Annotated in this window: 20 protein-coding genes; 18 read left to right on the top strand and 2 right to left on the bottom strand. The window is 64.6% G+C overall.

Annotated features, from left to right (window positions below):
• The first annotated feature begins 16 nt into the window (after positions 1 to 16).
• From ACN0YL_RS13070 to ACN0YL_RS13055, 4 genes are read left to right on the top strand one after another with little or no spacing between them, the layout of a single operon-like run.
• Complete coding sequence (locus ACN0YL_RS13070) at positions 17 to 1,690, top strand: electron transfer flavoprotein-ubiquinone oxidoreductase (protein ID WP_417498280.1); 1,674 nt, start codon at positions 17 to 19, stop codon at positions 1,688 to 1,690.
• Between the two features lie 53 nt (positions 1,691 to 1,743).
• Positions 1,744 to 3,456, top strand: a complete 1,713-nt coding sequence (locus tag ACN0YL_RS13065; protein WP_417498279.1) for a tetratricopeptide repeat protein — start codon at positions 1,744 to 1,746, stop codon at positions 3,454 to 3,456.
• Positions 3,453 to 4,340, top strand: a complete 888-nt coding sequence (locus ACN0YL_RS13060) for a 4-(cytidine 5'-diphospho)-2-C-methyl-D-erythritol kinase (RefSeq protein WP_417498278.1) — start codon at positions 3,453 to 3,455, stop codon at positions 4,338 to 4,340. Before ACN0YL_RS13065 ends, ACN0YL_RS13060 begins: the two co-directional genes overlap by 4 nt.
• Positions 4,333 to 5,343, top strand: a complete 1,011-nt coding sequence (locus ACN0YL_RS13055; protein ID WP_417498277.1) for a hypothetical protein — start codon at positions 4,333 to 4,335, stop codon at positions 5,341 to 5,343. The genes ACN0YL_RS13060 and ACN0YL_RS13055 overlap by 8 nt, the downstream gene beginning before the upstream one ends.
• 13 nt (positions 5,344 to 5,356) lie before the next feature.
• Here the strand turns inward: ACN0YL_RS13055 and ACN0YL_RS13050 are convergent, their stop codons facing one another.
• Complete coding sequence (locus ACN0YL_RS13050; RefSeq protein WP_417498276.1) at positions 5,357 to 6,352, bottom strand: polyprenyl synthetase family protein; 996 nt, start codon at positions 6,350 to 6,352, stop codon at positions 5,357 to 5,359.
• A 144-nt stretch (positions 6,353 to 6,496) separates the two neighbouring features.
• On the opposite strand from ACN0YL_RS13050, the gene ACN0YL_RS13045 reads away from it, so the two are divergent.
• From ACN0YL_RS13045 to ACN0YL_RS12980, 14 genes are all read left to right on the top strand, one after another.
• Complete coding sequence (locus tag ACN0YL_RS13045) at positions 6,497 to 6,712, top strand: DUF2007 domain-containing protein (RefSeq protein ID WP_417469671.1); 216 nt, start codon at positions 6,497 to 6,499, stop codon at positions 6,710 to 6,712.
• Positions 6,709 to 7,446: a tRNA1(Val) (adenine(37)-N6)-methyltransferase gene (locus ACN0YL_RS13040; RefSeq protein ID WP_417498275.1), complete on the top strand. Its 738-nt coding sequence runs from the start codon at positions 6,709 to 6,711 to the stop codon at positions 7,444 to 7,446. The genes ACN0YL_RS13045 and ACN0YL_RS13040 overlap by 4 nt, the downstream gene beginning before the upstream one ends.
• A gap of 121 nt (positions 7,447 to 7,567) precedes the next feature.
• Positions 7,568 to 8,455, top strand: a complete 888-nt coding sequence (locus tag ACN0YL_RS13035) for a glycine--tRNA ligase subunit alpha (RefSeq protein ID WP_417498274.1) — start codon at positions 7,568 to 7,570, stop codon at positions 8,453 to 8,455.
• Entirely contained in the window at positions 8,455 to 8,913 is a 459-nt protein-coding gene (locus tag ACN0YL_RS13030; protein ID WP_417491131.1) for a GFA family protein, read from the top strand. The genes ACN0YL_RS13035 and ACN0YL_RS13030 overlap by 1 nt, the downstream gene beginning before the upstream one ends.
• A gap of 17 nt (positions 8,914 to 8,930) precedes the next feature.
• Positions 8,931 to 10,145 (top strand): sodium/glutamate symporter, encoded by a 1,215-nt coding sequence (gene gltS, locus ACN0YL_RS13025; protein ID WP_417498273.1) that lies wholly within the window; start codon positions 8,931 to 8,933, stop codon positions 10,143 to 10,145.
• A gap of 21 nt (positions 10,146 to 10,166) precedes the next feature.
• Positions 10,167 to 12,368 carry a glycine--tRNA ligase subunit beta gene (gene glyS, locus ACN0YL_RS13020; protein WP_417498272.1) on the top strand — a complete coding sequence of 734 codons (2,202 nt, stop codon included), beginning with the start codon at positions 10,167 to 10,169 and terminating at the stop codon, positions 12,366 to 12,368.
• Positions 12,369 to 12,383: 15 nt separating this feature from the next.
• A complete protein-coding gene (gene ppdK / locus ACN0YL_RS13015; RefSeq protein WP_417498271.1) occupies positions 12,384 to 15,059 on the top strand; it encodes a pyruvate, phosphate dikinase in 2,676 nt (891 codons plus the stop codon).
• A 200-nt stretch (positions 15,060 to 15,259) separates the two neighbouring features.
• A complete protein-coding gene (locus ACN0YL_RS13010) occupies positions 15,260 to 16,027 on the top strand; it encodes a cell wall hydrolase (protein WP_417491135.1) in 768 nt (255 codons plus the stop codon).
• 192 nt (positions 16,028 to 16,219) lie between these two features.
• The gene (locus tag ACN0YL_RS13005; RefSeq protein ID WP_417498270.1) at positions 16,220 to 17,101 is read left to right on the top strand and encodes a hypothetical protein; all 882 of its coding nucleotides are present in this window, start codon (positions 16,220 to 16,222) and stop codon (positions 17,099 to 17,101) included.
• A 377-nt stretch (positions 17,102 to 17,478) separates the two neighbouring features.
• Positions 17,479 to 17,991, top strand: coding sequence for a curlin-associated protein (locus tag ACN0YL_RS13000; RefSeq protein ID WP_417469686.1), 513 nt, complete (start codon positions 17,479 to 17,481; stop codon positions 17,989 to 17,991).
• Positions 17,992 to 18,087: 96 nt separating this feature from the next.
• A complete protein-coding gene (csgH, locus tag ACN0YL_RS12995; RefSeq protein ID WP_417491137.1) occupies positions 18,088 to 18,477 on the top strand; it encodes a curli-like amyloid fiber formation chaperone CsgH in 390 nt (129 codons plus the stop codon).
• Positions 18,478 to 18,608: 131 nt separating this feature from the next.
• A complete protein-coding gene (locus tag ACN0YL_RS12990; protein WP_417498269.1) occupies positions 18,609 to 19,121 on the top strand; it encodes a DUF1993 domain-containing protein in 513 nt (170 codons plus the stop codon).
• Between the two features lie 79 nt (positions 19,122 to 19,200).
• Positions 19,201 to 19,764, top strand: coding sequence for an SRPBCC domain-containing protein (locus tag ACN0YL_RS12985; RefSeq protein WP_417498268.1), 564 nt, complete (start codon positions 19,201 to 19,203; stop codon positions 19,762 to 19,764).
• A 58-nt stretch (positions 19,765 to 19,822) separates the two neighbouring features.
• Positions 19,823 to 20,458, top strand: coding sequence for an LON peptidase substrate-binding domain-containing protein (locus ACN0YL_RS12980; RefSeq protein ID WP_417498267.1), 636 nt, complete (start codon positions 19,823 to 19,825; stop codon positions 20,456 to 20,458).
• Positions 20,459 to 20,461: 3 nt separating this feature from the next.
• On the opposite strand, the gene ACN0YL_RS12975 is transcribed toward ACN0YL_RS12980, so the two are convergent.
• On the bottom strand, positions 20,462 to 20,848 hold the full coding sequence (locus ACN0YL_RS12975) for a hypothetical protein (protein ID WP_417469696.1): 387 nt from the start codon (positions 20,846 to 20,848) through the stop codon (positions 20,462 to 20,464).
• Positions 20,849 to 21,115 lie beyond the last annotated feature (267 nt).

Here is a 21,115-nt window from a genome sequence, read left to right as displayed (position 1 = left end):
AAGAGGTCGCCGCCCCATGACTGACGCCCCCATCGAACGCGAATCCATGGATTATGACGTTGTCATCGTTGGAGGCGGGCCCGCCGGCCTGTCTGGCGCGATCCGTCTGAAACAGCTCGCCGCCGAAGCCGGGACCGAGGTCTCGATCGCCGTGCTGGAAAAGGGCGCCGAGGTCGGGGCTCATATCCTGTCCGGCGCTGTCGTCGATCCCAAGGCGCTCAACGAGCTGCTGCCCGACTGGAAGAATATGGGCGCGCCGATCAATGATCCGGTCAAGACCGATATCTTTGAAGTGCTCGGTCATCACGGTTCGATCAGCCTGCCAACGATTTTCTTCCCGCCGCTGATGAGCAATCATGGCTGCCATATCGTCTCGCTTGGCAATGTCTGCCGCTGGCTTGGCGAACAGGCCGAGGCACTTGGCGTCGAGATCTATCCCGGCTTCCCCGCTGCGGCGCTGGTTGAAGAGGACGGCACGATCAAGGGTGTGGTCACTGGCGATTTTGGTCTCGCCAGGGATGGCGCTCACAAGGATGGCTATCAGCCGGGCATGGAATTGCGCGGCAAATACACGCTGATCGGCGAGGGCGTGCGCGGCTCGCTGGCCAAGCAGCTGATCGAGCGCTTTGATCTCTCCGCCGGCAAGGAGCCGCAGAAATTCGGCATCGGCCTGAAAGAGCTGTGGCGCGTGAAGCCGGAGAATCACAAGCCGGGCATGGTGAAGCACACGATGGGTTGGCCGCTCGACGGCAAGACCGGCGGTGGTTCCTTCATGTATCACTATGGCGAAAACCTGGTCTCGATCGGTTTCGTCGTTCACCTCAATTACAAGAATCCCTATCTCTCGCCGTTCGAGGAATTCCAGCGCCTCAAGACGCATCCCGCGATCGCCGATATGCTTGAGGGTGGCGAGCGCCTGTCCTATGGCGCCCGCGCCATTACCGAGGGTGGCTATCAATCCGTGCCGAAGCTCGCCTTCCCGGGCGGGGCGCTGATCGGCTGTTCGGCCGGCTTCGTCAATGTGCCGCGCATCAAGGGCAGCCATAACGCCATGAAGACCGGCATGCTGGCCGCTGAAGCTGCCTTTGCCGCGATCCAGTCGGGCCGCGCCCATGACGAGCTGAGCGAGTATCAGACAGCCTATGAGAATTCCTGGGTCGCCAAGGATCTCAAGCGCGTGCGCAATGTCAAACCGCTGTGGTCGAAATTCGGTACGCTGCTGGGCGTCATGTTTGGCGGCATCGATATGTGGTGCAACACGTTGTTTGGCGGCTGGTCACCCTTCGGCACGCTGGGGCATGGCAAGACCGACGCCGCCAGTCTTGAACCGGCGGCGCAGCACCAGCCCATCGCCTATCCCAAGCCCGATGGCGTGCTGACCTTTGATCGCCTGTCCTCGGTCTTCATCTCCAACACCAATCACGAGGAAGACCAGCCGGTCCATCTCAAGGTCGCCGACCTGTCGCTGCAGGAAACCTCGGAACTGGCGGTCTTTGCCGGACCGTCGACGCGCTACTGCCCGGCCGGCGTCTACGAGTGGATCAAGGACGAGACGACGGGGCAGGAGCGTTTCCAGATCAACGCCCAGAACTGCGTCCACTGCAAGACTTGCGATATCAAGGACCCGAACCAGAATATCAACTGGACGACGCCCGAGGGCGGCGGCGGTCCGATGTATGCCAATATGTAGGCCATAAGTGCTGGGCCCTTGCACGCAGGGCCCCGGAGAGCGAGCATGACGCCATGATCAAGATCCTGCGCGTCCTGCCCCTCTTCCTTGCCGTTTTGGCAACGGCCTCCTGTGCGACCACCATGCCGGAGGATGAGGCAACAGCCTACGGCGCCTTCCTGGCGGCGCGCCATGCCGGGGTGAACCGCGATGCGCAAGTAGCGGCAGACTTCTACGCCGAGGCGCTGCGCCTGATGCCCGGCGATGCGATCCTGACCGACCGGGCGTTCATCACCGGGATCCTGGCCGGTGAAATGGACCGCGCGGTCGGGCTCGCCGCGGCCAGCTCTGCCTCCGGTGATCCAAGCCGTCTCGCCAGTCTGTATCTGGCGGCTGACCAGATCCATGCGCGTCGCTATGCGCAGGCGCTCGATACCCTGCACGACGCGCCCGATTACGGCCCCTTCAACACCTTCCTGGCGCAGATCTGGTCGCAATGGGCGCTGCTCGGTGGCGGTGCTGTCGACGAGGCGCTGGCCGGTGCTGAAGACCTCACCGCACCCGGTTTTCTCTCGCCATTCATTCCGATTCACCGCGCCATGCTGTTCGACGCCGCCAACCGGGTCGAGGAGGCCGACGGTGCCTATCAGTCGGCTGTATTCGCCTCGCCCTTTCCGCGCATGGCCACCGAGCTCTATGGCAATTTCCTGGAGCGTCAGCGGCGTCCCGACGATGCCGCCGCGCTCTACAATGCCTACCTTGAAGGTGATGCCCAGGACGCCAGCGTGCGCGCCGCGCTCGAGCGTGTCAGTGCGGGCCGCCGGCCGCCATCGCGCCCGACCATTGCGCAATATGCCGCCCGTTCCGCATTCGGTCCGGCCGCCAGCCTTGCGGCCCAGGCCGATATGGACCTGTCGGTGATCTATCTGCGCATGCTGCAACGCCTCGATCCGGCCGACGCCTCGATCCGGATCATGCTCGGCGAGACCCTGCAGCGCATCAATCTGCCCGAGCTGGCACTGGTGGAATATGCCGCTGTGCCGGACGGGCCGCTCAAGACCGCAGCCGAGATAGACCGCATCTGGCTGATGGCGCGGCTTGGCGATCTCGAGCCGGCGACGCTGGCTGCGCAGCAGCTGTCACAGCGCACCGGCGATACCGAGGCCCGGCTTATCCTGGCCGATCTGCTGCGGGTGCAGGGGCGCTGCGACGAGGCGGTCGAGCTCTATCATGGCGTGATCGTCGACCGGCATGCCGCCGGCCAGCCCGATGACTGGCGCCACTATTATTTCCGCGCCGCCTGTCTCTACGATGCTGCGGACTGGCGGCAAGCCGAGGCGGCCTATCTGGAAGCGCTGGAAGTCGCGCCGCGGGAGCCGCAAATCCTGAATGATCTCGGTTATTTGTGGATTGACCACGGCGTCAATATCTCGCGCGCCTTCGATATGGTCTCCCAGGCCGCCGAGCTGGAACCGGAGCAGGGCAATATCGTCGACAGTCTCGGCTGGGCCCATTATCGCCTTGGCCAGTATGAGGCTGCCGTCGTCGAGCTGGAACGCGCTGCGGCGCTCGATCCGGGCAATGCGACGATCAATTACCATCTCGGCGATGCCTACTGGCAGGTCGGGCGCCAGCTCGAAGCCGGCTTCCAGTGGCGCCGCACCCTCGATCTGGAACCGGACGAGACCGAGCGCGCCGGGATTGAGCTGCGCCTGCAATCGGGTGTGCCGGCTGACGAGTCCATCCCGATCGAGGTTGAGGCCGAGGTCGAGGTCGGGGCGCCGTGACGGGCATCGAGATCGTTGAACACGCAGGCGCCAAGGTCAATCTGACCCTGCGGGTCGGACGTGCGCGTGAGGATGGCTATCATCCGCTCGACAGCCTGGTGGTGTTTGCCGACTGGGGTGACACCATCACCGTGCGGCCCGCTTCCGGATTGACCCTGAGCCTGTCGGGCGAGGCCTCGCGGGCGCTGGCCGGCGAGGGCAATAATCTGGTGATCCGCGCCGCACGGGCGCTGCAGCTGGCGGCCGGAATCGACAGCGGCGCTGCGATCCATCTGGAAAAGCGGATCCCGGTCTCGGCCGGGCTCGGCGGGGGCTCGGCCGATGCGGCGGCAACGCTGCGCGCGCTCAACCGGCTGTGGCAGCTGGACTGGCCGATCGAGGATCTGGCGCATCTCGCCTCTGATCTCGGCGCCGACATCCCGGCCTGCCTGTATTCGCAACCATTGCGGATGCGCGGGATTGGTGAGTGGATTGAATTGCTGGGAGAATTCACGCCGCTCTTTGGCGTTATCGTCAATGCCGGCACTCCCGTCTCCACCGCCGACGTGTTCAGGCGTTTTGATGCAGCCGGGCCCGCCAAGCTGACAGAATCGGCGCCGGATCTGCAGCGGCTGCCGGCCTGGCTTGCGGTCGAGCCGAATGATCTTGAAGCCGCGGCGCTATCGGTTGCGCCGGAGATTGCGCGGACGCTGGACGTGCTTGCTGCGGCCGGCCAGCCGGGCCTGGTCCGCATGTCGGGATCCGGGGCCAGTTGCTTCGCGCTGTACGATAGCCGCGATGCATCGCGGCAGGCGGCGGCGATGCTGGCGGCGGCATTGCCCGACTGGACGGTGGTGCCCGTACAGTTGGGGGCGGGGCAATTGGGAGCCGGCAATAATGATTGAAATCGTGCCCTTGCTTGCCGCCTTCGCCACCGCCCTGCTGCTCGGCTGGGTGATGCGCCGCGCCGCGATCATTGACCGGCCCAATCAGCGCTCCAATCACGACAAGCCAACGCCGCGCGGGGGCGGGCTGGGCATTCTGGCCGGTTTCTTCATCGCGCTGGCCCTGTTGCCCGAACAACCTCCCGCCAGCGCGGCGATGCTGGCCGGCCTGGCCCTGTGCGGCGGCATTGCCGGTGCGGCCGGCCTGCTCGACGATCTCTTCACCCTGTCGGAAACGCTCAAATTCATCGTGCTGGTCGCGCTCAGCCTCGCCCTGGCGGCGATGGCCGGACCGGTGACGCATCTGGGCATCGCACTGCCCTGGAGCATCGGTCTGCTCGGTTCGGCCCTGTGGGTGTTTACCACGGCCAATGCCGTCAACTTCATGGACGGCTCCGACGGGCTGATTGCGGCCTGCCTGGTCCCGGCCTGTCTCGTGCTCGCGCTGGCTGGCGGCGGCGATGTCGCACCGGCGAGCCTGGCGCTGGCGGCAGCGCTGGCCGGGTTTGCGGTCTGGAATGCACCGCTGATCCGGGCTCGGGGCACCCTGTTTGCCGGCGATGCCGGTGCGCTGGGGGCTGCGGTGCTGTTTGCCGGACTGGCCCTGCGTTGGGCCGCGACCGGGCCGGACGGCACGGTCTGGCTGGCCGCATTGCTGATCCTGCCGCTGCTCGGCGATGTCCTGTTGACGATGGCGGCGCGGGCCAAGGCCGGGCGCCGCCTGTTCGTGCCACACCGCGCCCACGCCTATCAATTGCTGATCCGGCTGGGGATGAGCCATCGCCGCGTCGCCCTGGTCTGGGCCGGGCTCAGCCTGGCCTGCGGCACGCTGGCATTGATTGGCGCCGCCGGGCCGGAGGCCCTGAAATTCGGGGTGTTCCTGATCGGTGTGGCCGGCTTCACCGTCTTTCACCGCAGTGTCCGAAAGCGCGCGGCGGCGGCCGGCGAGGACATCACGCAATAGCGTATTGCCGTGCCTAGTGGACGCGCTCGACGACGAAGCCGGCGAGGGCCTCGAGCGCCTGGCGCCATTCATTGGCCGGGAAGATCGACAGGGCCTCACGCGCCTTGTCGGCGCGGGCGTGGGCGGCTTCGATCGTGGCCTCGATCGCCTTGTGTTCGCGCATATAACCCAGCGCGATCTCGAAATCGCCGTCGCGCTGGTCGAGCTGGCCGATCACCCGGTCCCAGAATACCCGTTGTTCCTCGTCGGCCGACAGGATGCACAGGGCAACCGGCAGGGTGACCTTGCCCTCGCGGAAATCATCCCCGACCGATTTGCCGAGCTTGGCGGCGGCGCCGTCATAATCGAGCGCGTCATCGACCAGCTGGAAGGCGAGGCCAAGTTCGCGGCCATAGGTCTGCAGCGCTGTTTCCTCGACGATCGGGCGCGCGGCGACAATGCCGGCGACCTGGGCGGCGGCCGAGAACAGGGCGGCGGTCTTGGCGTCGATGATCTCCAGATAGGTCTCGACCGAGACGCCGGTATCCTTGACGGCGGCAAGCTGGCGCACCTCGCCCTCGGCAATCGTCGAGGCGGCGGCCGAGAGCACACCGAGTGCCTTCATCGACCCGGCTTCGACCATCAGCGAGAAGGAGCGCGCAAACAGGAAATCGCCGACCAGCACGCTGGAGGCATTGCCCCAGACGAGATTGGCCGCGGCCTTGCCGCGCCGCATGCCGCTTTCATCGACGACATCATCGTGCAGCAGCGTTGCGGTGTGGATGAACTCAACGGCAGCGGCGAGCTTGACCGGGGCCTCGTCGCGGCAGCCGATCATGTTGGCAGCGGCAATCGTGATCATCGGGCGCACGCGTTTGCCGCCAGCCTCGATCAGATAGCGCGCCAGTTCCGGGATCAATGTCACATGGCTCTGCAGCCGGTCGAGGATCAGCGCATCGACCCGGCGCATATCGTCGAAGGCAAGCGTGGCGAGGCGCTCGGCGGCGTTCAGCTCTGCCGGTTCGGGCATGGGAGCCGTCGCTTTCACTCTCACTATGCTGTCCACGCGGGAGTTTCCCTTGAAGCCTGTAGAAACGTGATGACAATAGAAATCCCCGTCATGTCCGGCAAGCGGCCATAACGGTGGCAATTCAGCACAGGAGTTTGTGCCCCCATGAAAGAGGTTCTGAGAACCAATGATCCGGTGCGGTTATCCTACGCCCAGAGCCTGCTGAATGATGCCGGCATCGAGGGGGTCGTGCTCGATGAGGGCATGTCGACGCTCTATGGCGGCGGCCTGCCTTTCATCAAGCGGCGCCTGATGGTGATTGATGAAGATGAGGCTCGGGCCCTGCGCCTGCTGGCTGAAGTCCTGCCGGAGGAAGAATGAGCGAGACCACGCTCGACCATCTGCTCGGTGGCAAGGTGCAATTGCGCCAGTCGGCCCGCGGCTATCGCGCCGGCATGGATGCGGTGTTGCTCGCGGCCAGCCTGGCGGCAAAACCGGGTGAATTGCTGGTCGAATTCGGTTGCGGTCCCGGCGCTGCGCTGCTGTGCGCGGCCCAGCGCATGGCGACCAGCAGTTTTCTCGGCATCGAGATCGATCCGCAGGCCGTCACGCTGGCGAATGAAAATATCGCCGCCAACGCGCTCGGCGAGCGGGTGAGGGTGCGCGAGGGGGATATCGCGGCGCCGCTCGCTCCGCTCAAGGCGCATCAGGTCTTCTTCAATCCACCCTATTTCGACGATCCGGGATCGCTGCGCCTGCCCAAGGCCGAGAAGCAACGTGCCTGGCTGGCTGGTGATGTGCCGCTGGCAGACTGGATCAGGGCCGCCGCCGGCGTGCTGGCACCGAAGGGACGGGTGAGTCTGATCCACCGCGCCGATGCGTTGGGCGAAATACTCACCGCGCTGGCACCGCGCTTCGGCTCCGTCGCGATCCGGCCGGTGCATCCGCGCGCCGACCGTCCGGCCAAGCGGGTGCTGGTCACCGCGCGGCTTGGCGGCAAGGCACCGCTGGTGATCCTGCCGCCACTGCTGCTGCACGACGAGAGCGACGCGGCCCATACGCCGCAAGCCGATGCCATCATGCGCGGCCAGGCGCTGATTGCGATGGATGTGTGAGTGGCCGGCTGGCAATGTTGCAGCGCAAAAAGATAAGGCTTCACCGGCTTGATTACAGGGCCGCGCTTGCCTAGTGTCCGCGCCAATTCAAGCCGACATTCGATCTGACGGGAAAATTGCCATGGCCGCCGACAAAGCGCCGTCCTTCCAGGACCTCATCCTGCGTCTGCAGCACTATTGGGCCAGCCATGGCTGCGCCATTCTTCAGCCCTATGATGTCGAGGTCGGCGCCGGCACCTTGCACCCGGCAACCACCTTGCGCTCGCTGGGGCCAAGGCCGTGGAAAGCCGCCTATGTCCAGCCTTCGCGCCGTCCCGGCGATGGCCGCTATGGCGAAAACCCCAACCGGCTGCAGCATTACTATCAGTTCCAGGTGCTGCTGAAGCCCTGCCCCGATAATCTGCAGGACCTCTATCTCGGCTCGCTCGACGCCATCGGCATCGATCGCGATCTGCATGATGTCCGCTTTGTCGAGGATGACTGGGAGAACCCGACGGTGGGCGCCTGGGGGCTGGGCTGGGAAGTCTGGTGTGACGGCATGGAAGTCAGCCAGTTCACCTATTTCCAGCAGGTGGGTGGCCAGGATGTCGATCTCGTCTCCGGCGAGCTGACCTATGGGCTCGAGCGGCTGGCGATGTATGTCCAGGGCGTCGACAATGTCTATGACCTCGACTTCAATGGCGCCGGCCTCAGCTATGGCGACATCTTCCAGGAAGCCGAGCGGCAATTCTCCGCCTTCAATTTCGAGCACGCCGATGTCGACATGCTGACGCGCTGGTTCGAGGACGCGGCCGGTCAGTGCAAGGCGCTGCTGGCGCTGGATAAACCGCTGCCGTTGCCGGCCTATGATTTCTGCCTCAAGGCCTCGCACATCTTCAACCTGGTTGATGCCCGCGGTGCGATTTCGGTCGCCGAGCGCGCCAGCTGGATCGCCCGTGTGCGTGAACTGGCCAAGGGCTGCGCCGATGCCTGGGTGGCGTCGGAGCGTGCCGTGCTGGAGCCAGCCTGATGAAACTCCCCTTGCGCGGCGGCTGCCAGTGCGGCGCCATCCGCTTCGAGATCACCAAACAGCCGCTGACGCTGTATTGCTGCCATTGCACGGCCTGCCAGCAGCAATCCTCGAGCGCCTTTGGCATGTCGATGCTGGTCGAGCGCGACGGGTTTCGCTTTCTCAAGGGCGCGCCGACGGCGTTCGAGATCGAGACCAAGAGCAAGACCGCCAAGATGGGCCTGTTCTGCGATGCCTGCGGCACGCGCATCGCCCACGATACCAAGGGCAAGCCGGCGCTGTCGCTGAAGGCCGGCACGCTGGATGATCGCGCCATGCTGCGGCCGGTCGGCCATATCTGGATCCGCAGCGCCCAGGACTGGATCACTTTCCGCGATGAGGATCTGATCTATGAAGACGCGCCCGATGACGGCTATTTCGCGCTGATGGAGCGCTGGGCCGCACAAGAGCACGCCTGATGCCTGGTCCGGGCCTGTTGGCGGACATAACGAATATCCCGGAATTCGAGACCTTCACCCTGGCGATGATCGTCTATTTCGGCGGTGTCGCGATTACGCGGCGCTTCAGCCTGCTGCGCGAATTCAACATCCCCGAGCCCGTCGTCGGCGGGCTGGGGCTGGCCCTGGTCCTGCTGGCGCTGCATTTGGGACTGGGCATGGATATCAGTTTCGGCACCGAGACGCGCGATCTGCTTCTGGTCTATTTCTTCACCTCGATCGGCATCAATTCCCGCTTCAAGGACCTGCTCGCTGGCGGGCGCCCGCTGGCGATGCTGCTCGGGCTGACGCTGGTCTTCATGATCGTGCAGGATGTGGTCGGCGTCGCCGGTGCACGCCTGTTCGGCCTGCCGTCCGGTACCGGTGTTCTCGTCGGCACCGCCTCGCTGATCGGCGGTCATGGCACGGTGATCGCCTGGGCACCGGAGATTGCGCGCCTGAACTCGACCGGCGGCATGATGGAGCTTGGTGTCGCCAATGCGACGCTGGGGCTGATCGTCGCGGCCTTTCTTGGCGGGCCGATCGCGCGCTTCCTGATCTCGCGCGACCATCTCGCTCCCAGCCATGAAGACACCCGCGAGGGCCCCGTCGTCGGCCTGTCCCACGATCCCAATCTGACCGAGGAAGTGTCACAGACCTCGATGATGGCCTCGCTTCTGGTGCTCAATATCGCGGTGATTATCGGCTTCATCATTCATGGCCGCGTGCAGGCGGCGGGGGTGAATCTGCCGCTTTTCGTGCCCTGCCTGATGGTCGGCATCGTGATGTCCAATACAGTGCCGCATATCTTTCCCGGCTGGCGCTGGCCGGCGCGGACGCGGGCACTGGCGCTGCTGTCGGACTATTCGCTGTCGATCTTTCTGACCATCTCGCTGATGAGCCTGCAATTGTGGACATTGTCCGGGCTCGGCCTGGCGCTGATCCTGATCCTCGCAGTCCAGGCGCTGGCCGCGGTGGTGTTCACCGTCTTCGTGCTTTTCCCGCTGATGGGGCGTGATTACAACGCCGCGGTCCTGTCTGCGGGCTTCGCCGGATTCGTGCTCGGGGCGACGCCGACGGCGATCGCAAACATGACCGCAGTGCGCAAGCGCTATGGACCCGCGCCGCTCCCCTTTATAATCCTTCCTATTGTCGCTGCTTTCTTTGTGGATCTGGCCAATGTCGGCCTGATTCATGTCTTCTCCCAATTCTGACAAAGGCCTTATCCTCTGCCCATGTCCGAGCTTCTGTTTGAAATCTTCTGCGAAGAAATCCCCGCCCGCATGCAAGCGCGTGCCGAGGCTGATCTGGCGCGCCTGCTGGGCGAGCGTCTGAAAGCCGCCGGCCTGGGCTGGGAGACGCTGACCACTTTTGCCGGCCCGCGCCGCCTCGGCCTCGCCATCACCGGCCTGCCGGTCAAGACCGAGGATGTGCGCGAGGAGCGCAAGGGGCCGCGCACCGATGCGCCGGAAAAAGCCGTGCAGGGCTTCCTGCGCGGTGCCGGGCTGGACAGCCTCGACGGCTGCGAAAAGCGCGATGACAAGAAGGGCCAGTTCTGGGTCGCGGTCATCGAAAAGCCGGGCCGGGCGACCGTCGATGTCGTCGCCGAGGCCATTCCGGCCGTGATGAAGGAATTCCCCTGGCCGAAATCGATGAAATTCGGTGAGGACGGGAAACTGCAGCGCTGGGTGCGCCCGGTGCATCGCCTGACCTGCCTGTTCGACGGCGCCGTGGTGCCGTTCGAGGTTTTCGGCCTGCAGGCCTCCAACATCACAGAAGGCCATCGCCGTCACGGGCCGGGCCCGTTCGAGATCTCCGATTTCGCGCAATACACCAAGGTCCTGCGTGAAGACGGTCATGTCGTGCAACAGCGCGAGGAGCGCGAGGCGATCATTCTCGCCGGCGCGCGCAAGGTCTGCGAGGACGCCGGTCTGGAACTGGTCGAGGATGCCGGCCTGTTGCATGAGGTCGCGGGCCTGGCCGAATGGCCGGTGCCGCTTTTGGGCCAGATGGACCCGGATTTCCTCGACCTGCCGCCCGAAGTCATCACCCTGACGATGAAGACCCACCAGAAATACTTCGCCGTGCGCAAGCCGGGCGAGGCGGGTCTGGCTGCCCATTTCGTGGTCGTCGCCAACCAGGCCGCGCCCGATGGCGGCAAGGCGATCGCGGCGGGCAATGCGCGGGTGTTGTCGGCCCGGCTCTCCGACGCGCGGCATTTCTGGGACAATGACCGCAAACAACCGCTGTCGGGCCGTGTAGCGGAGCTCAGCAAGATCACCTTCCACGACAAGCTCGGCTCGGTCGCCGCCAAGGTCGAGCGGGTCGCCGGGCTGGCGCGCGACATCGCGCCGATCGTCGGTGCCGACCCCAAGCTGGCTGACCGCGCGGCGCGGCTGGCCAAGGCCGACCTGGTCTCGGAAATGGTCTATGAATTTCCCGAGCTGCAAGGCGCGATGGGCCGCTATTACGCGCTGCAACAGGGCGAGGATGCCGCCGTCGCCGATGCGATCAAGGATCACTACAAGCCGCAAGGCCCGGCCGACAGCCTGCCGCTGGCACCGGTCTCGGCGGCCGTGGCGCTGGCCGACAAGCTCGATACGCTGGCCGGTTTCTGGGCCATCGACGAAAAGCCGACCGGCTCAAAGGATCCTTTCGCCCTGCGCCGTGCGGCGCTGGGGGTGATCCGCATCGTGCTCGAGGGCGGCTTCCGCTTCTCGACCCTCAAGGCGATCGCGCGCCAGTATCAGCGCGTCGACAATGCACTCACCCATGCCGATATCCAGGCCAAGCGCGAAGCGGTGATGGAGGCCCAGGCCACACTCGGCCAGCCGCTCGTGGCGCTGCGCCGGACCTCCAATGTCAATCCGCTCGCCGAATACAAGGAGCGCATCCGGGTCGGAACGCTGTCCCTGTTCGATTTTTTCGCTGATCGCCTCAAGGTGCATCTGCGCGATGAGGGCGTGCGCCATGATGTGATCGATGCCGTCTTTGCGCTGGGCGATGATGACCTCTATCGCGTGACAGGACGGGCGCGTGCGCTGCAGGCCTTTCTCGACACGGACGAGGGTGCTGCCCTGCTGGCCGGTTTCAACCGCGCCGCCAACATCCTCAAGGCCGAGGAAAAGAAGGATGGCGAGGCCTTCAAGGGCGCGCCGACCGACGCCTATCTCGCCTCGCCGCCGGAACAGCCCGAGCGCGAGCTGATCGCGGCGCTGGCTGCGGCGCGGGTTTCGGCCGGGGCGGCTCTGCGCAGCGAAGACTTCACCGCCGCCATGGCGGCGCTGGCGCTGCTCCGCGCGCCGATCGATGCGTTTTTCGAGACTGTTACGGTGAATGCGGACGAGCCCGTGTTGCGCCGGAACAGACTCCTTTTATTGTCCGATATCCGGACGGCGATATGTGCCGTGGCCGATTTCAATCGGATCGATGGCTGAACAGGGACTGATGCGATGAGTGCAGGCAATAAATGGGTCTACGCCTTTGGTGCCGGTTATTCCGAGGGCGAAGCGGGGATGCGCGAGCTGCTTGGCGGCAAGGGCGCCAATCTCGCCGAGATGGCAACGCTCGGCCTGCCGGTCCCGCCAGGCTTTACCCTGACGACCCAGGTCTGCACGGCTTTCTACGAGAACAAGCAACAATACCCCGCCGATCTGAACGAACAGGTTGAGGCCGCCCTGGCCAAGCTGGAAGCGACCGCCGACAAGGTGCTGGGCGATCCGGCCAATCCGCTGCTGGTCTCGGTGCGCTCGGGCGCGCGCGCCTCGATGCCGGGCATGATGGATACTGTGCTCAATCTCGGCCTCAATGACGAGACCGCGGCGGGCCTGGCCGAATTGTCGGGTGATCGCCGCTTTGCCTATGACAGCTATCGCCGCTTCATCCAGATGTATTCCGATGTCGTTCTCGGCCTCGATCACGCGATTTTCGAGGACATTCTCGACGGCTTCAAGGACGAGAACGACTATTCCCTCGACACCGATCTGAGTGCCGATGACTGGGAAGAAATCGTCGCCCGCTACAAGAAGGCCGCGGCCGATGCGCTCGGCCGGCCTTTCCCGACCGATCCGCGTGAACAGCTCTGGGGTGCCATCGGCGCCGTCTTCATGAGCTGGATGACCGAGCGCGCCAAGACCTATCGCCGCCTGCACGACATTCCTGCCAGCTGGGGCACCGCGGTCAATATCCAGGCGATGGTGTTCGGCAATATGGGCGAGACCTCGGCCACAGGCGTTGCCTTCACCCGCGACCCGTCGACCGGCGATAGCGGCTATTACGGCGAATTCCTCGTCAATGCCCAGGGCGAGGATGTCGTTGCCGGCATCCGCACGCCGCAATGCCTGACCGAGGCGATGCGCGAGCGCATGGGGGATCATTCGCCCTCAATGGAAGCGGCGATGCCGCAGAGCTATGCCGAGCTCTCCGCCGCCTTCGACAAGCTGGAGCGCCATTATCGCGACATGCAGGACATCGAGTTCACGGTCGAGCGCGGCCGGCTCTGGATGCTGCAGACCCGCACCGGCAAGCGCACCGCCAAGGCGGCGCTGCGTATCGCCACCGACATGGCCCAGGAAGGCCTCATCACCGAGGAAGAGGCGGTGATGCGGATCGATCCGTCGCATCTCGATCAATTGCTGCACCCGACGCTCGATCCCGATGCCGAGCGCGATGTGCTGACCACCGGCCTGCCGGCTTCGCCGGGCGCTGCAACCGGCCGGGTCGTGTTCGACTCCGACGAAGCGGAAGAACGCGCCAAGGCGGGCGAGAAAGTCATCCTCGTGCGCATCGAGACCTCGCCGGAAGACATTCATGGCATGCATGCGGCCGAGGGCATCATCACCGCACGTGGCGGCATGACCAGCCACGCCGCCGTGGTCGCGCGCGGCATGGGACGGCCCTGCGTTTCCGGCGCCGGCCAGATGAAGATCGATTACGCCAAGAAACTCTTCATGGTCGGCCGCCGCGTCGTCCATGACGGCGAAATGGTCACCATTGACGGCTCCAACGGCCAGGTCCTCTTTGGCGAAGCCCGGATGATCAAGCCGGAGCTGACCGGTGAATTCGCCATCCTGATGGCCTGGGCCGACAAGGCGCGCCGCATGAAGGTGCGCACCAATGCCGAAACGCCGCAGGATTGCCAGGCTGCGGTTGAATTCGGGGCCGAAGGTATCGGCCTGTGCCGTACCGAGCATATGTTCTTCGATGGCGAGCGCATCGCCGCCGTGCGTGAGATGATCCTGTCAAATGACCAGGATGGCCGCGTCACGGCACTCGACAAGATCCTTCCAATGCAGCGCGATGATTTCGCCAAGATCTTCCGGATCATGGGCGAATTGCCGTGCACGATCCGCCTGCTCGACCCGCCGCTGCACGAATTCCTGCCGCACACCGAGGAAGACGTGATGGACGTGGCGCGGGCCACCGGCCTGCCAGCCGACCAGTTGATGTCGCGGGCGCGCGATCTCGCCGAAAGCAATCCGATGCTCGGCCATCGCGGCTGCCGTCTCGGCATCACCTTCCCGGAAATCTACGAGATGCAGGCGCGGGCAATCTTCGAGGCCCAGGTTGCCGTCGAGAAAGAGACCGGCTTCCAGCCACTCGCCGAAGTGATGATCCCGCTGGTCGCCACGGCCGCCGAGCTCTCCATCCTCAAGGCACGCGTCGCCGGTGTCGCCCAGGCCGTGGCCGAGGAGACCGGTGCCAAGCCGAAATACATGATCGGCACGATGATCGAATTGCCGCGCGCCTGCCTGATGGCCGGTGATATCGCCAAGGATGCGCAATTCTTCTCATTCGGGACCAATGATCTGACCCAGACCACATTTGGCCTGTCGCGCGATGATGCCGGCAAATTCCTCGGCGATTATCTCGAGGCCGGCATTTTCGAGAAGGACCCCTTCATCACCCTCGACCGTGACGGGGTTGGCGATCTGGTGCGTATCGCCGTGGAACGCGGCCGCACGACCCGCCCCGAATTGAAACTGGGGATTTGCGGCGAGCATGGCGGTGACCCGGCATCGATCGATTTCTGTGAGGAAGTCGGGCTCGATTATGTGTCCTGTTCGCCCTATCGCGTGCCGATTGCGCGCCTGGCGGCGGCGCAGGCCAATTTGCGTCGGCGAACATAAGTCGTTGAACCTGTGGCGTGAAATGGCTCTCTTCTTGTTTCTGGAGAGTCATTTCTTATTTGTAATCGTGCCGCGTGCTTGACCAGGCCAGCCTGCTCTCATAGAGAGGCGCGCTAATTTTCGAGCAAGGCCGCGTTAGTTTGTGCGTGGTATATTGATTGCATCGCCTCGATTCGACCGGGGCATAAACAGGAGTGCGGATGAGTTCCGAAGCAGCACGCCGACAGCAAGAGCAGGTCGCGACCGCCTTCCATACGGTGGTGTTCGTGGTGCTGTGCCTGTTGACCGTGCTGGCGCTGAACACCGCGTCCGGCCGCGCCCGCGAACAGGACGAGACCGTCATCTGGCAGTCTTTGGCCCTGCGGTATCTGCATGAAGGCGATGTCGAAGAAAGCTGGGATGCCCCGCGCACCCTGCAGGTCGCTGCGCTTTCGCTTGAAGCCGACCCGCTTGAGGGGGCTGTCCTGAGCGGGCGCCCGATCGCCGACCTTCAGACCTTCGACAGCTCGCACTTCAATATGGCCGCCGATTTTGCTGCCGAACTGAACTGTCTGTCACAGGCGATCTATTACGAATCACGCAGCGAGGCCTTTGTCGGCCAGCTGGCCGTTGCCCAGGTGATCATGAACCGCGTGCGCCATCCGGCCTATCCGGACTCGATCTGCGGTGTTGTGTTCCAGGGGTCCGAGCGCAGCACGGGTTGCCAGTTCTCCTTCACCTGCGATGGCTCGACCATCCGCACGCCGCGCGGTCGCGCCTGGCGCCGTTCCGAGCTGGTGGCGCAGCACGCCTTCATGGGCTTTGGCCGCGACGTTACCCGCCGCGCCACGCATTATCACACCGTCGCTGTTGATCCGCACTGGAGCAATACCCTGGTGCGGACCCGCCGGATCGGGACCCATATTTTCTACCGCTTTCCGACCCGCCGCGAACGCTCGGCCGGTGTCGTGGCGGGCCGCGACGCCTGATCATCGCCATGGCGTGAAACAATCAGGGCCCCGCTTTCCAGCGGGGCCCGTTTTGTGTCTGGCCTGCGTGGCCCCGCTTCCCCCGGCATCGTGCCGGCGCCGCGATTGCAGGCCGGGTATCGCTTATTAAGAAATAGCTGGAAGACTGCGCAGGGCCGGGACCGTGTTGAGTTGCCCGGTCCCGGGGTGGATATGAGCGCGACAGACATTTCATCGACACCGCGACGGCTCTGGCTGTGCATGGCTGACAGCCCGCGTATGCGCAATCTGTCGCGCGCGCTGGCCGAGGGCATGGGCGTGACGGTCTATCTGGGCCCCAACATCGTGCCCGATGGACCGATTGCTGTCATGCTGGCCGACGATGCCAATGCCGGACGGGTCCAAACGGCGCGGCAGCACGCGGCCCCGCGCCAGAAAGTGGTCCTGGTGACCGACAGTGCGAAACCGACAGTCGCTGCCGACCTTCGGCTGCCCAGGGATATCGATGCCGGAAGCCTTGGCACTGTCATCGAAGGCCTGTTTGCCGTCCGGGACTACGAGATGTCACCGGGCTCGGCGCTTGAACCGGCGACGACCCTGCAAAATGCCACCTTCAGCGTGCAGACGCTGGCGCAAGCCCGGCAGCTCGCAGGCTTCCTTGGAACCGCGATGCCGCGCGCCTGCGAAATGGCTGTCGGTCTTTATGTCATGCTGGCAAACGCGATCGAACTGGGCAATCTGGGCTTCTCGGTCGCCGAGAAGGCGCAGGGTCTTTCGACGGGCACGTGGGAACGCAAACTGGCGAAACGATTGTCAGAACCCACCTATGCCTCGCGGCGCGCGCAGGTCGAGTTCCAGCGCGGCGAACGCCTGATCTCCATCCTGATCCAGGATGATGGCGACGGAATAACCACCGGACCCGAAGGGCAGGGGAATACACTGCGCTCGGATTATCGCGCCCGCAGCACGCAATTGCTCAAGGCTCTGGGCTTTGCCGAGCTGGCCTGGCTGGGCGGCGGCAGCACGCTGGCCGCCAGTATCGTGCTCGCGCCGGTCAGCAGACCGGCCATGGTCAGGGCCCCGGCGAGCTCCTGACGGCGACCAGTCGATCCAAAACGCTGACCCGGCTCACACCCGATCCCTCCGCATCCCCCCGCAAGCCGGCCTCCTGTGCTGTCTGCAGGCTGTGTCTGACGTAATTTCAGCGCCTGCGCCGCTATTTTTCGCGCTTCGTGACCGCCAGGCCGATATGGCCAATGCGCGGCCGCACGCGTCGATATGCGTGCCCTGACAGGGAAATTCGCGCCGCAGGACAAGGCGATCCTGCTGCAGCGAGGCCCTTTGACAGCCGCGGTTCATGCACCTGTCGGCTTTCTGAATGCAGGCCTCAGGATCGGCTCATCCGGCTTCACATAGAACAGCATCAGTCTTCGATGCATTGGGCGTCGGGCAATCATAAATGGAGTGAAGCCATGAAAATCCGTCTTTTCCTCGCCAGCGCCCTCGTCGCTGTTTCTGTCCTTGGCACGGTGGGTGCTGCTGAAGCCCAGTCGCGCAATCGCGTCGCCATCAGCCAGCAGGGCTATAACAACGACATCGCCGGCCGCCAGAACGGCACGCGCCAGTCGATGGTGATCAATCAGCGCGGGGACCGCCAGTATGTCACGGTCATCCAGGACGGCGCCCGCAACGGCACCACGGTTGGCCAGACGGGCCGCTATAATGGCGCCCATGTTGATCAGTTCGGCCGCAATAATGACGCGGTGATCGGCCAGCAGGGCTACAATAATTACGGCACCAGCGTTCAGACCGGCAATCGCAATCTTTCCGGGATCGCCCAGATCGGCCGCAACAATACCGCGACGATGGACCAGTACGGTTCCAACAACGCCGCCGGCATCATCCAGGTCGGCAACGGCCAGAACGCCCGCGTCAACCAGACGGGAAGCGGCAATGTGACCCTGGTCATCCAGGGCGAGCACTAACACCGGGGGCCGCCCGGGGAGGGCATCCAGCCCTCCCCACACGGCTTTTTCGTTTCCCGGTATTCCCATCCACGCGCAGTTGAGAAGGAGACTGTCATGAGCATGAACATACTAGCTGCAAATCTGACGGCGCTCGCAGGCGCAACCCTGCTGGCGCTCCAGCCCGGCGAACCGGATGCCGTGATCCAACCGGCCGCCAATGCCGCCGGATCGGCCTGCCATATCGAGCTGGCCGACACTGCCGACGGGCTGCTGGTGACGGCCTGGGGCCAGGGCGAAGCGGGAAGCAATTACCGCATGGTCGTGACCCAGCGCATGGGTGGTGGCGGTTTCGATATCGTCCAGGAGGGTGATATGCCTGCCAACGGGGCCGGCGATGCGCTGCTCTCCGACATCCTGCTCGACACCGAGGCTGATTTCACGGCCCGGCTCTCGACCTGGGATGCCAGTGGCGAACCCTTGTGCAACTGGAATGAGCGGGTCTGACCCCGTCCGGCCATCACGGCAAACCCGTGGTGGCCGTCCTGCCGTCTTCAATAACAGGTATTCACCCCGGCCCCTCTGGCCCTTTGGCGCAAACATCGCCATCTCTTGGCCTTCAACCAAGGGGAAGACCGATGTCCATTTCACTGTCCGCCATTGCCCGCACCCAGCTCGACCAGACCTATCGCGCGCTGGACGGCATTCTTGTCAGGGCCGCGGCCCATGCGGCCGAGCACAAGGTCGATGAAGCGATCTATCTCGACTGGCGTCTGACGCCCGACATGTTCGCGCTCAAGCGCCAGGTCCAGCTCGTCAGCGATTTTTCCGTGCGCGGCCTGTCGCGCCTCGCCGGTCAGGAGCCGGTCAGCCTCGCCGATACGGAAGCCTCATTTGAAGACCTGCGCGCGCGCCTGGCGGCGGCCCGCGACGCTGTGTGGGCCCTGCCGGTGGCCGCGATTGATGCTGATCCGACGGGCGATATCAGCTTCCCCGCCGGCCCCGGCAAGGAAATGACCCTGCCACGTCAGGCCTATGTGCAGAATTTCATGCTCGCCAATGTGCTGTTTCACGCCGCGATGATCTACGCGATCCTGCGCAGTATCGGTGTGCCGGTCGGCAAGCGCGACTTCCTAGCCGTTCCCGGCTGAGACCGGGCCGGCAGGGATGCGTCTGGCGTCCTGCGGCGCCCGCCTGTAATCTCCTCCGTCTGACGGGACGGGGGAGATCATGTTTTTTGCATCGCTGATTATGGCCGGCCTGATGGCCAGTCAGCCGGCCGGGGTCGAAGCCTTCGAGCCGCAGGGGTTCACCGCGAGCTTCAGCGTCGAGATCGCCGCGCCGCGGGAAATCGTTTTCGATGCCGCCACCGGCGACATCACCGGCTGGTGGGATCACAGCTTCGCCCTGGATCCGGCCGTGCTGGCGATCGAGCCTGTCGCCGGTGGCCGCTTCTACGAACAATTGCGCCCGGACAGTGAGGACGGCGCCCTGCATGCGCGGGTCATCTATGTCGATGCGCCTTCGGCGCTGCGGCTGCACGGACCGCTGGGCCTGTCGGGGCGGGCGGTCGATCTGGTGGCCAGCTGGACCCTGGAGCCCGTGGGCGGCGATGACGGCGAGGCGACGCAGTTCCGGGTTGATCTGGCCATGTCCGGGCAGATTGATGCCGAGCTGGCCGGCATCGTCCTGGCGACCTGGCAGCATTTCATCGCCGGGCGCTTGAAGCCCTGGGTCGAGGCGGGCTGTCATCTGGCACCGCAGGCTCCATGCCCGGCCTGGGACGAGCCCTGACACCGCCGCTTCGCTGCGAAACCTTGGCGCGGGGCGCCGGGCTTCCTATCTTGTAGGCATGAACGATACACGGACACTGCCCGCCTCACTGCCGCTCTTCCCGCTCGCCGGCTGCATTCTTCTGCCTGGAGAATTGCTGCCGCTGAACGTGTTCGAGCCGCGCTATCTCAACATGATCGATGATGCCCGCCGCGACGGTGGCCATATCGGCATCATCCAGCCCGAAGCCGGCACCGGCACCGGTGAACCGCCGCTGCGCCGGATCGGCACCGCCGGGCGTATCAAGTCCTTCGTGGAGACCCGCGATGGCCGCTATCTGGTGACGCTGGACGGCGTCAGCCGGTTCGAACTCGCCGCCGAGGCTGATGCGGCCACGCCCTACCGTATCGGACGGGTCGATTACCGGCCCTTTGCCCAGGATCTCGCACCGCGTCCGTCGCTGCAGGGTGACCGCGAGCGCTTGCTGCGCCTGTTGCAGATCTGGTTCGGTGATGCCCGTGTCGAGACCGACTGGCCGACGCTGGAAACTATGCCGCTGCAGGCCCTGGTCGACCGGCTGTCCATGCTGGCACCATTGCCGCCGCAGGCACGGCAGGACTTGCTGGAAGCCCCTGACGGTGCAGCGCGTCTGGTACTGATGGAGAATCTCGTCGCTGGCCTGATCGCCGGCAGCGCCGGTGGAACCCTGCAATAGGGTTCACGCTGGCTGGCGCGCAGTCTTCAGCCAGGCGAGGGCTTGCTGGCGCGACTGGAATCCGCGCGCGGTGCCGTCCATCTTCTCGATCGTCTGCACCGCGGCGCGGACTTGGCCGCGCTGGTCACCGCGCCCGATAAAGGCGAGGGGAATTCCGCGGCACTGGCGGCCGATATAGCGAATGCGCGATTCCAGTTCGACACTCGAGAAACGAAAATCGGCGGCGCGAATATCGAAAGCGATCATCTCGATCGATTCGCCCCGCAACAGGCTGGAAAAGGCCCGCTCGCCATCACTGCCGGTTTGTGACACGCGCGTCCCCTCGCTCCGCATTTCCAGCAGGCCGTCCCTGATCCGGATTTCGAATTCGGTGGTCGAATAGATGCGCAAACCGGCCAGGTCCCGTTCTGGTTAACAATAGCCGGGCGGTATGCAGGCGAAGTTTGCACATAATGCGGCGAAAAGACGATTTTATGCCGATTTCTGCCGCAATTGAGGCCTGTATCTTTCCGGGAAAGGGCGGGGGTAGCGAAAACTGTTCCGCAGGACCGCCGGCACCGCCCCGGACCTCCTGCCGCGCCTAGGTCATGGACTCATAATGTCTGAGCCAGAGTCTGACTGAGACGATGGCGACTGCTGCGAGGAAGTTTCTGGCGA

The organism is Maricaulis sp. (assembly GCF_048269565.1).
Classification (GTDB): Bacteria; Pseudomonadota; Alphaproteobacteria; order Caulobacterales; family Maricaulaceae; genus Maricaulis.
This window is presented reverse-complemented; position numbering and strand designations above follow the sequence as displayed.

Coding starts and splice junctions, on each gene's coding strand:
- ACN0YL_RS13070 (WP_417498280.1), top strand. CDS start 17: ATGACTGACGCCCCCATCGAACGCGAATCCATGGATTATGACGTTGTC.
- ACN0YL_RS13065 (WP_417498279.1), top strand. CDS start 1,744: ATGATCAAGATCCTGCGCGTCCTGCCCCTCTTCCTTGCCGTTTTGGCA.
- ACN0YL_RS13055 (WP_417498277.1), top strand. CDS start 4,333: ATGATTGAAATCGTGCCCTTGCTTGCCGCCTTCGCCACCGCCCTGCTG.
- ACN0YL_RS13050 (WP_417498276.1), bottom strand. CDS start 6,352: ATGCCCGAACCGGCAGAGCTGAACGCCGCCGAGCGCCTCGCCACGCTT.
- ACN0YL_RS13045 (WP_417469671.1), top strand. CDS start 6,497: ATGAAAGAGGTTCTGAGAACCAATGATCCGGTGCGGTTATCCTACGCC.
- ACN0YL_RS13040 (WP_417498275.1), top strand. CDS start 6,709: ATGAGCGAGACCACGCTCGACCATCTGCTCGGTGGCAAGGTGCAATTG.
- ACN0YL_RS13035 (WP_417498274.1), top strand. CDS start 7,568: ATGGCCGCCGACAAAGCGCCGTCCTTCCAGGACCTCATCCTGCGTCTG.
- ACN0YL_RS13030 (WP_417491131.1), top strand. CDS start 8,455: ATGAAACTCCCCTTGCGCGGCGGCTGCCAGTGCGGCGCCATCCGCTTC.
- glyS (WP_417498272.1), top strand. CDS start 10,167: ATGTCCGAGCTTCTGTTTGAAATCTTCTGCGAAGAAATCCCCGCCCGC.
- ppdK (WP_417498271.1), top strand. CDS start 12,384: ATGAGTGCAGGCAATAAATGGGTCTACGCCTTTGGTGCCGGTTATTCC.
- ACN0YL_RS13010 (WP_417491135.1), top strand. CDS start 15,260: ATGAGTTCCGAAGCAGCACGCCGACAGCAAGAGCAGGTCGCGACCGCC.
- ACN0YL_RS13005 (WP_417498270.1), top strand. CDS start 16,220: ATGAGCGCGACAGACATTTCATCGACACCGCGACGGCTCTGGCTGTGC.
- ACN0YL_RS13000 (WP_417469686.1), top strand. CDS start 17,479: ATGAAAATCCGTCTTTTCCTCGCCAGCGCCCTCGTCGCTGTTTCTGTC.
- csgH (WP_417491137.1), top strand. CDS start 18,088: ATGAGCATGAACATACTAGCTGCAAATCTGACGGCGCTCGCAGGCGCA.
- ACN0YL_RS12990 (WP_417498269.1), top strand. CDS start 18,609: ATGTCCATTTCACTGTCCGCCATTGCCCGCACCCAGCTCGACCAGACC.
- ACN0YL_RS12985 (WP_417498268.1), top strand. CDS start 19,201: ATGTTTTTTGCATCGCTGATTATGGCCGGCCTGATGGCCAGTCAGCCG.
- ACN0YL_RS12980 (WP_417498267.1), top strand. CDS start 19,823: ATGAACGATACACGGACACTGCCCGCCTCACTGCCGCTCTTCCCGCTC.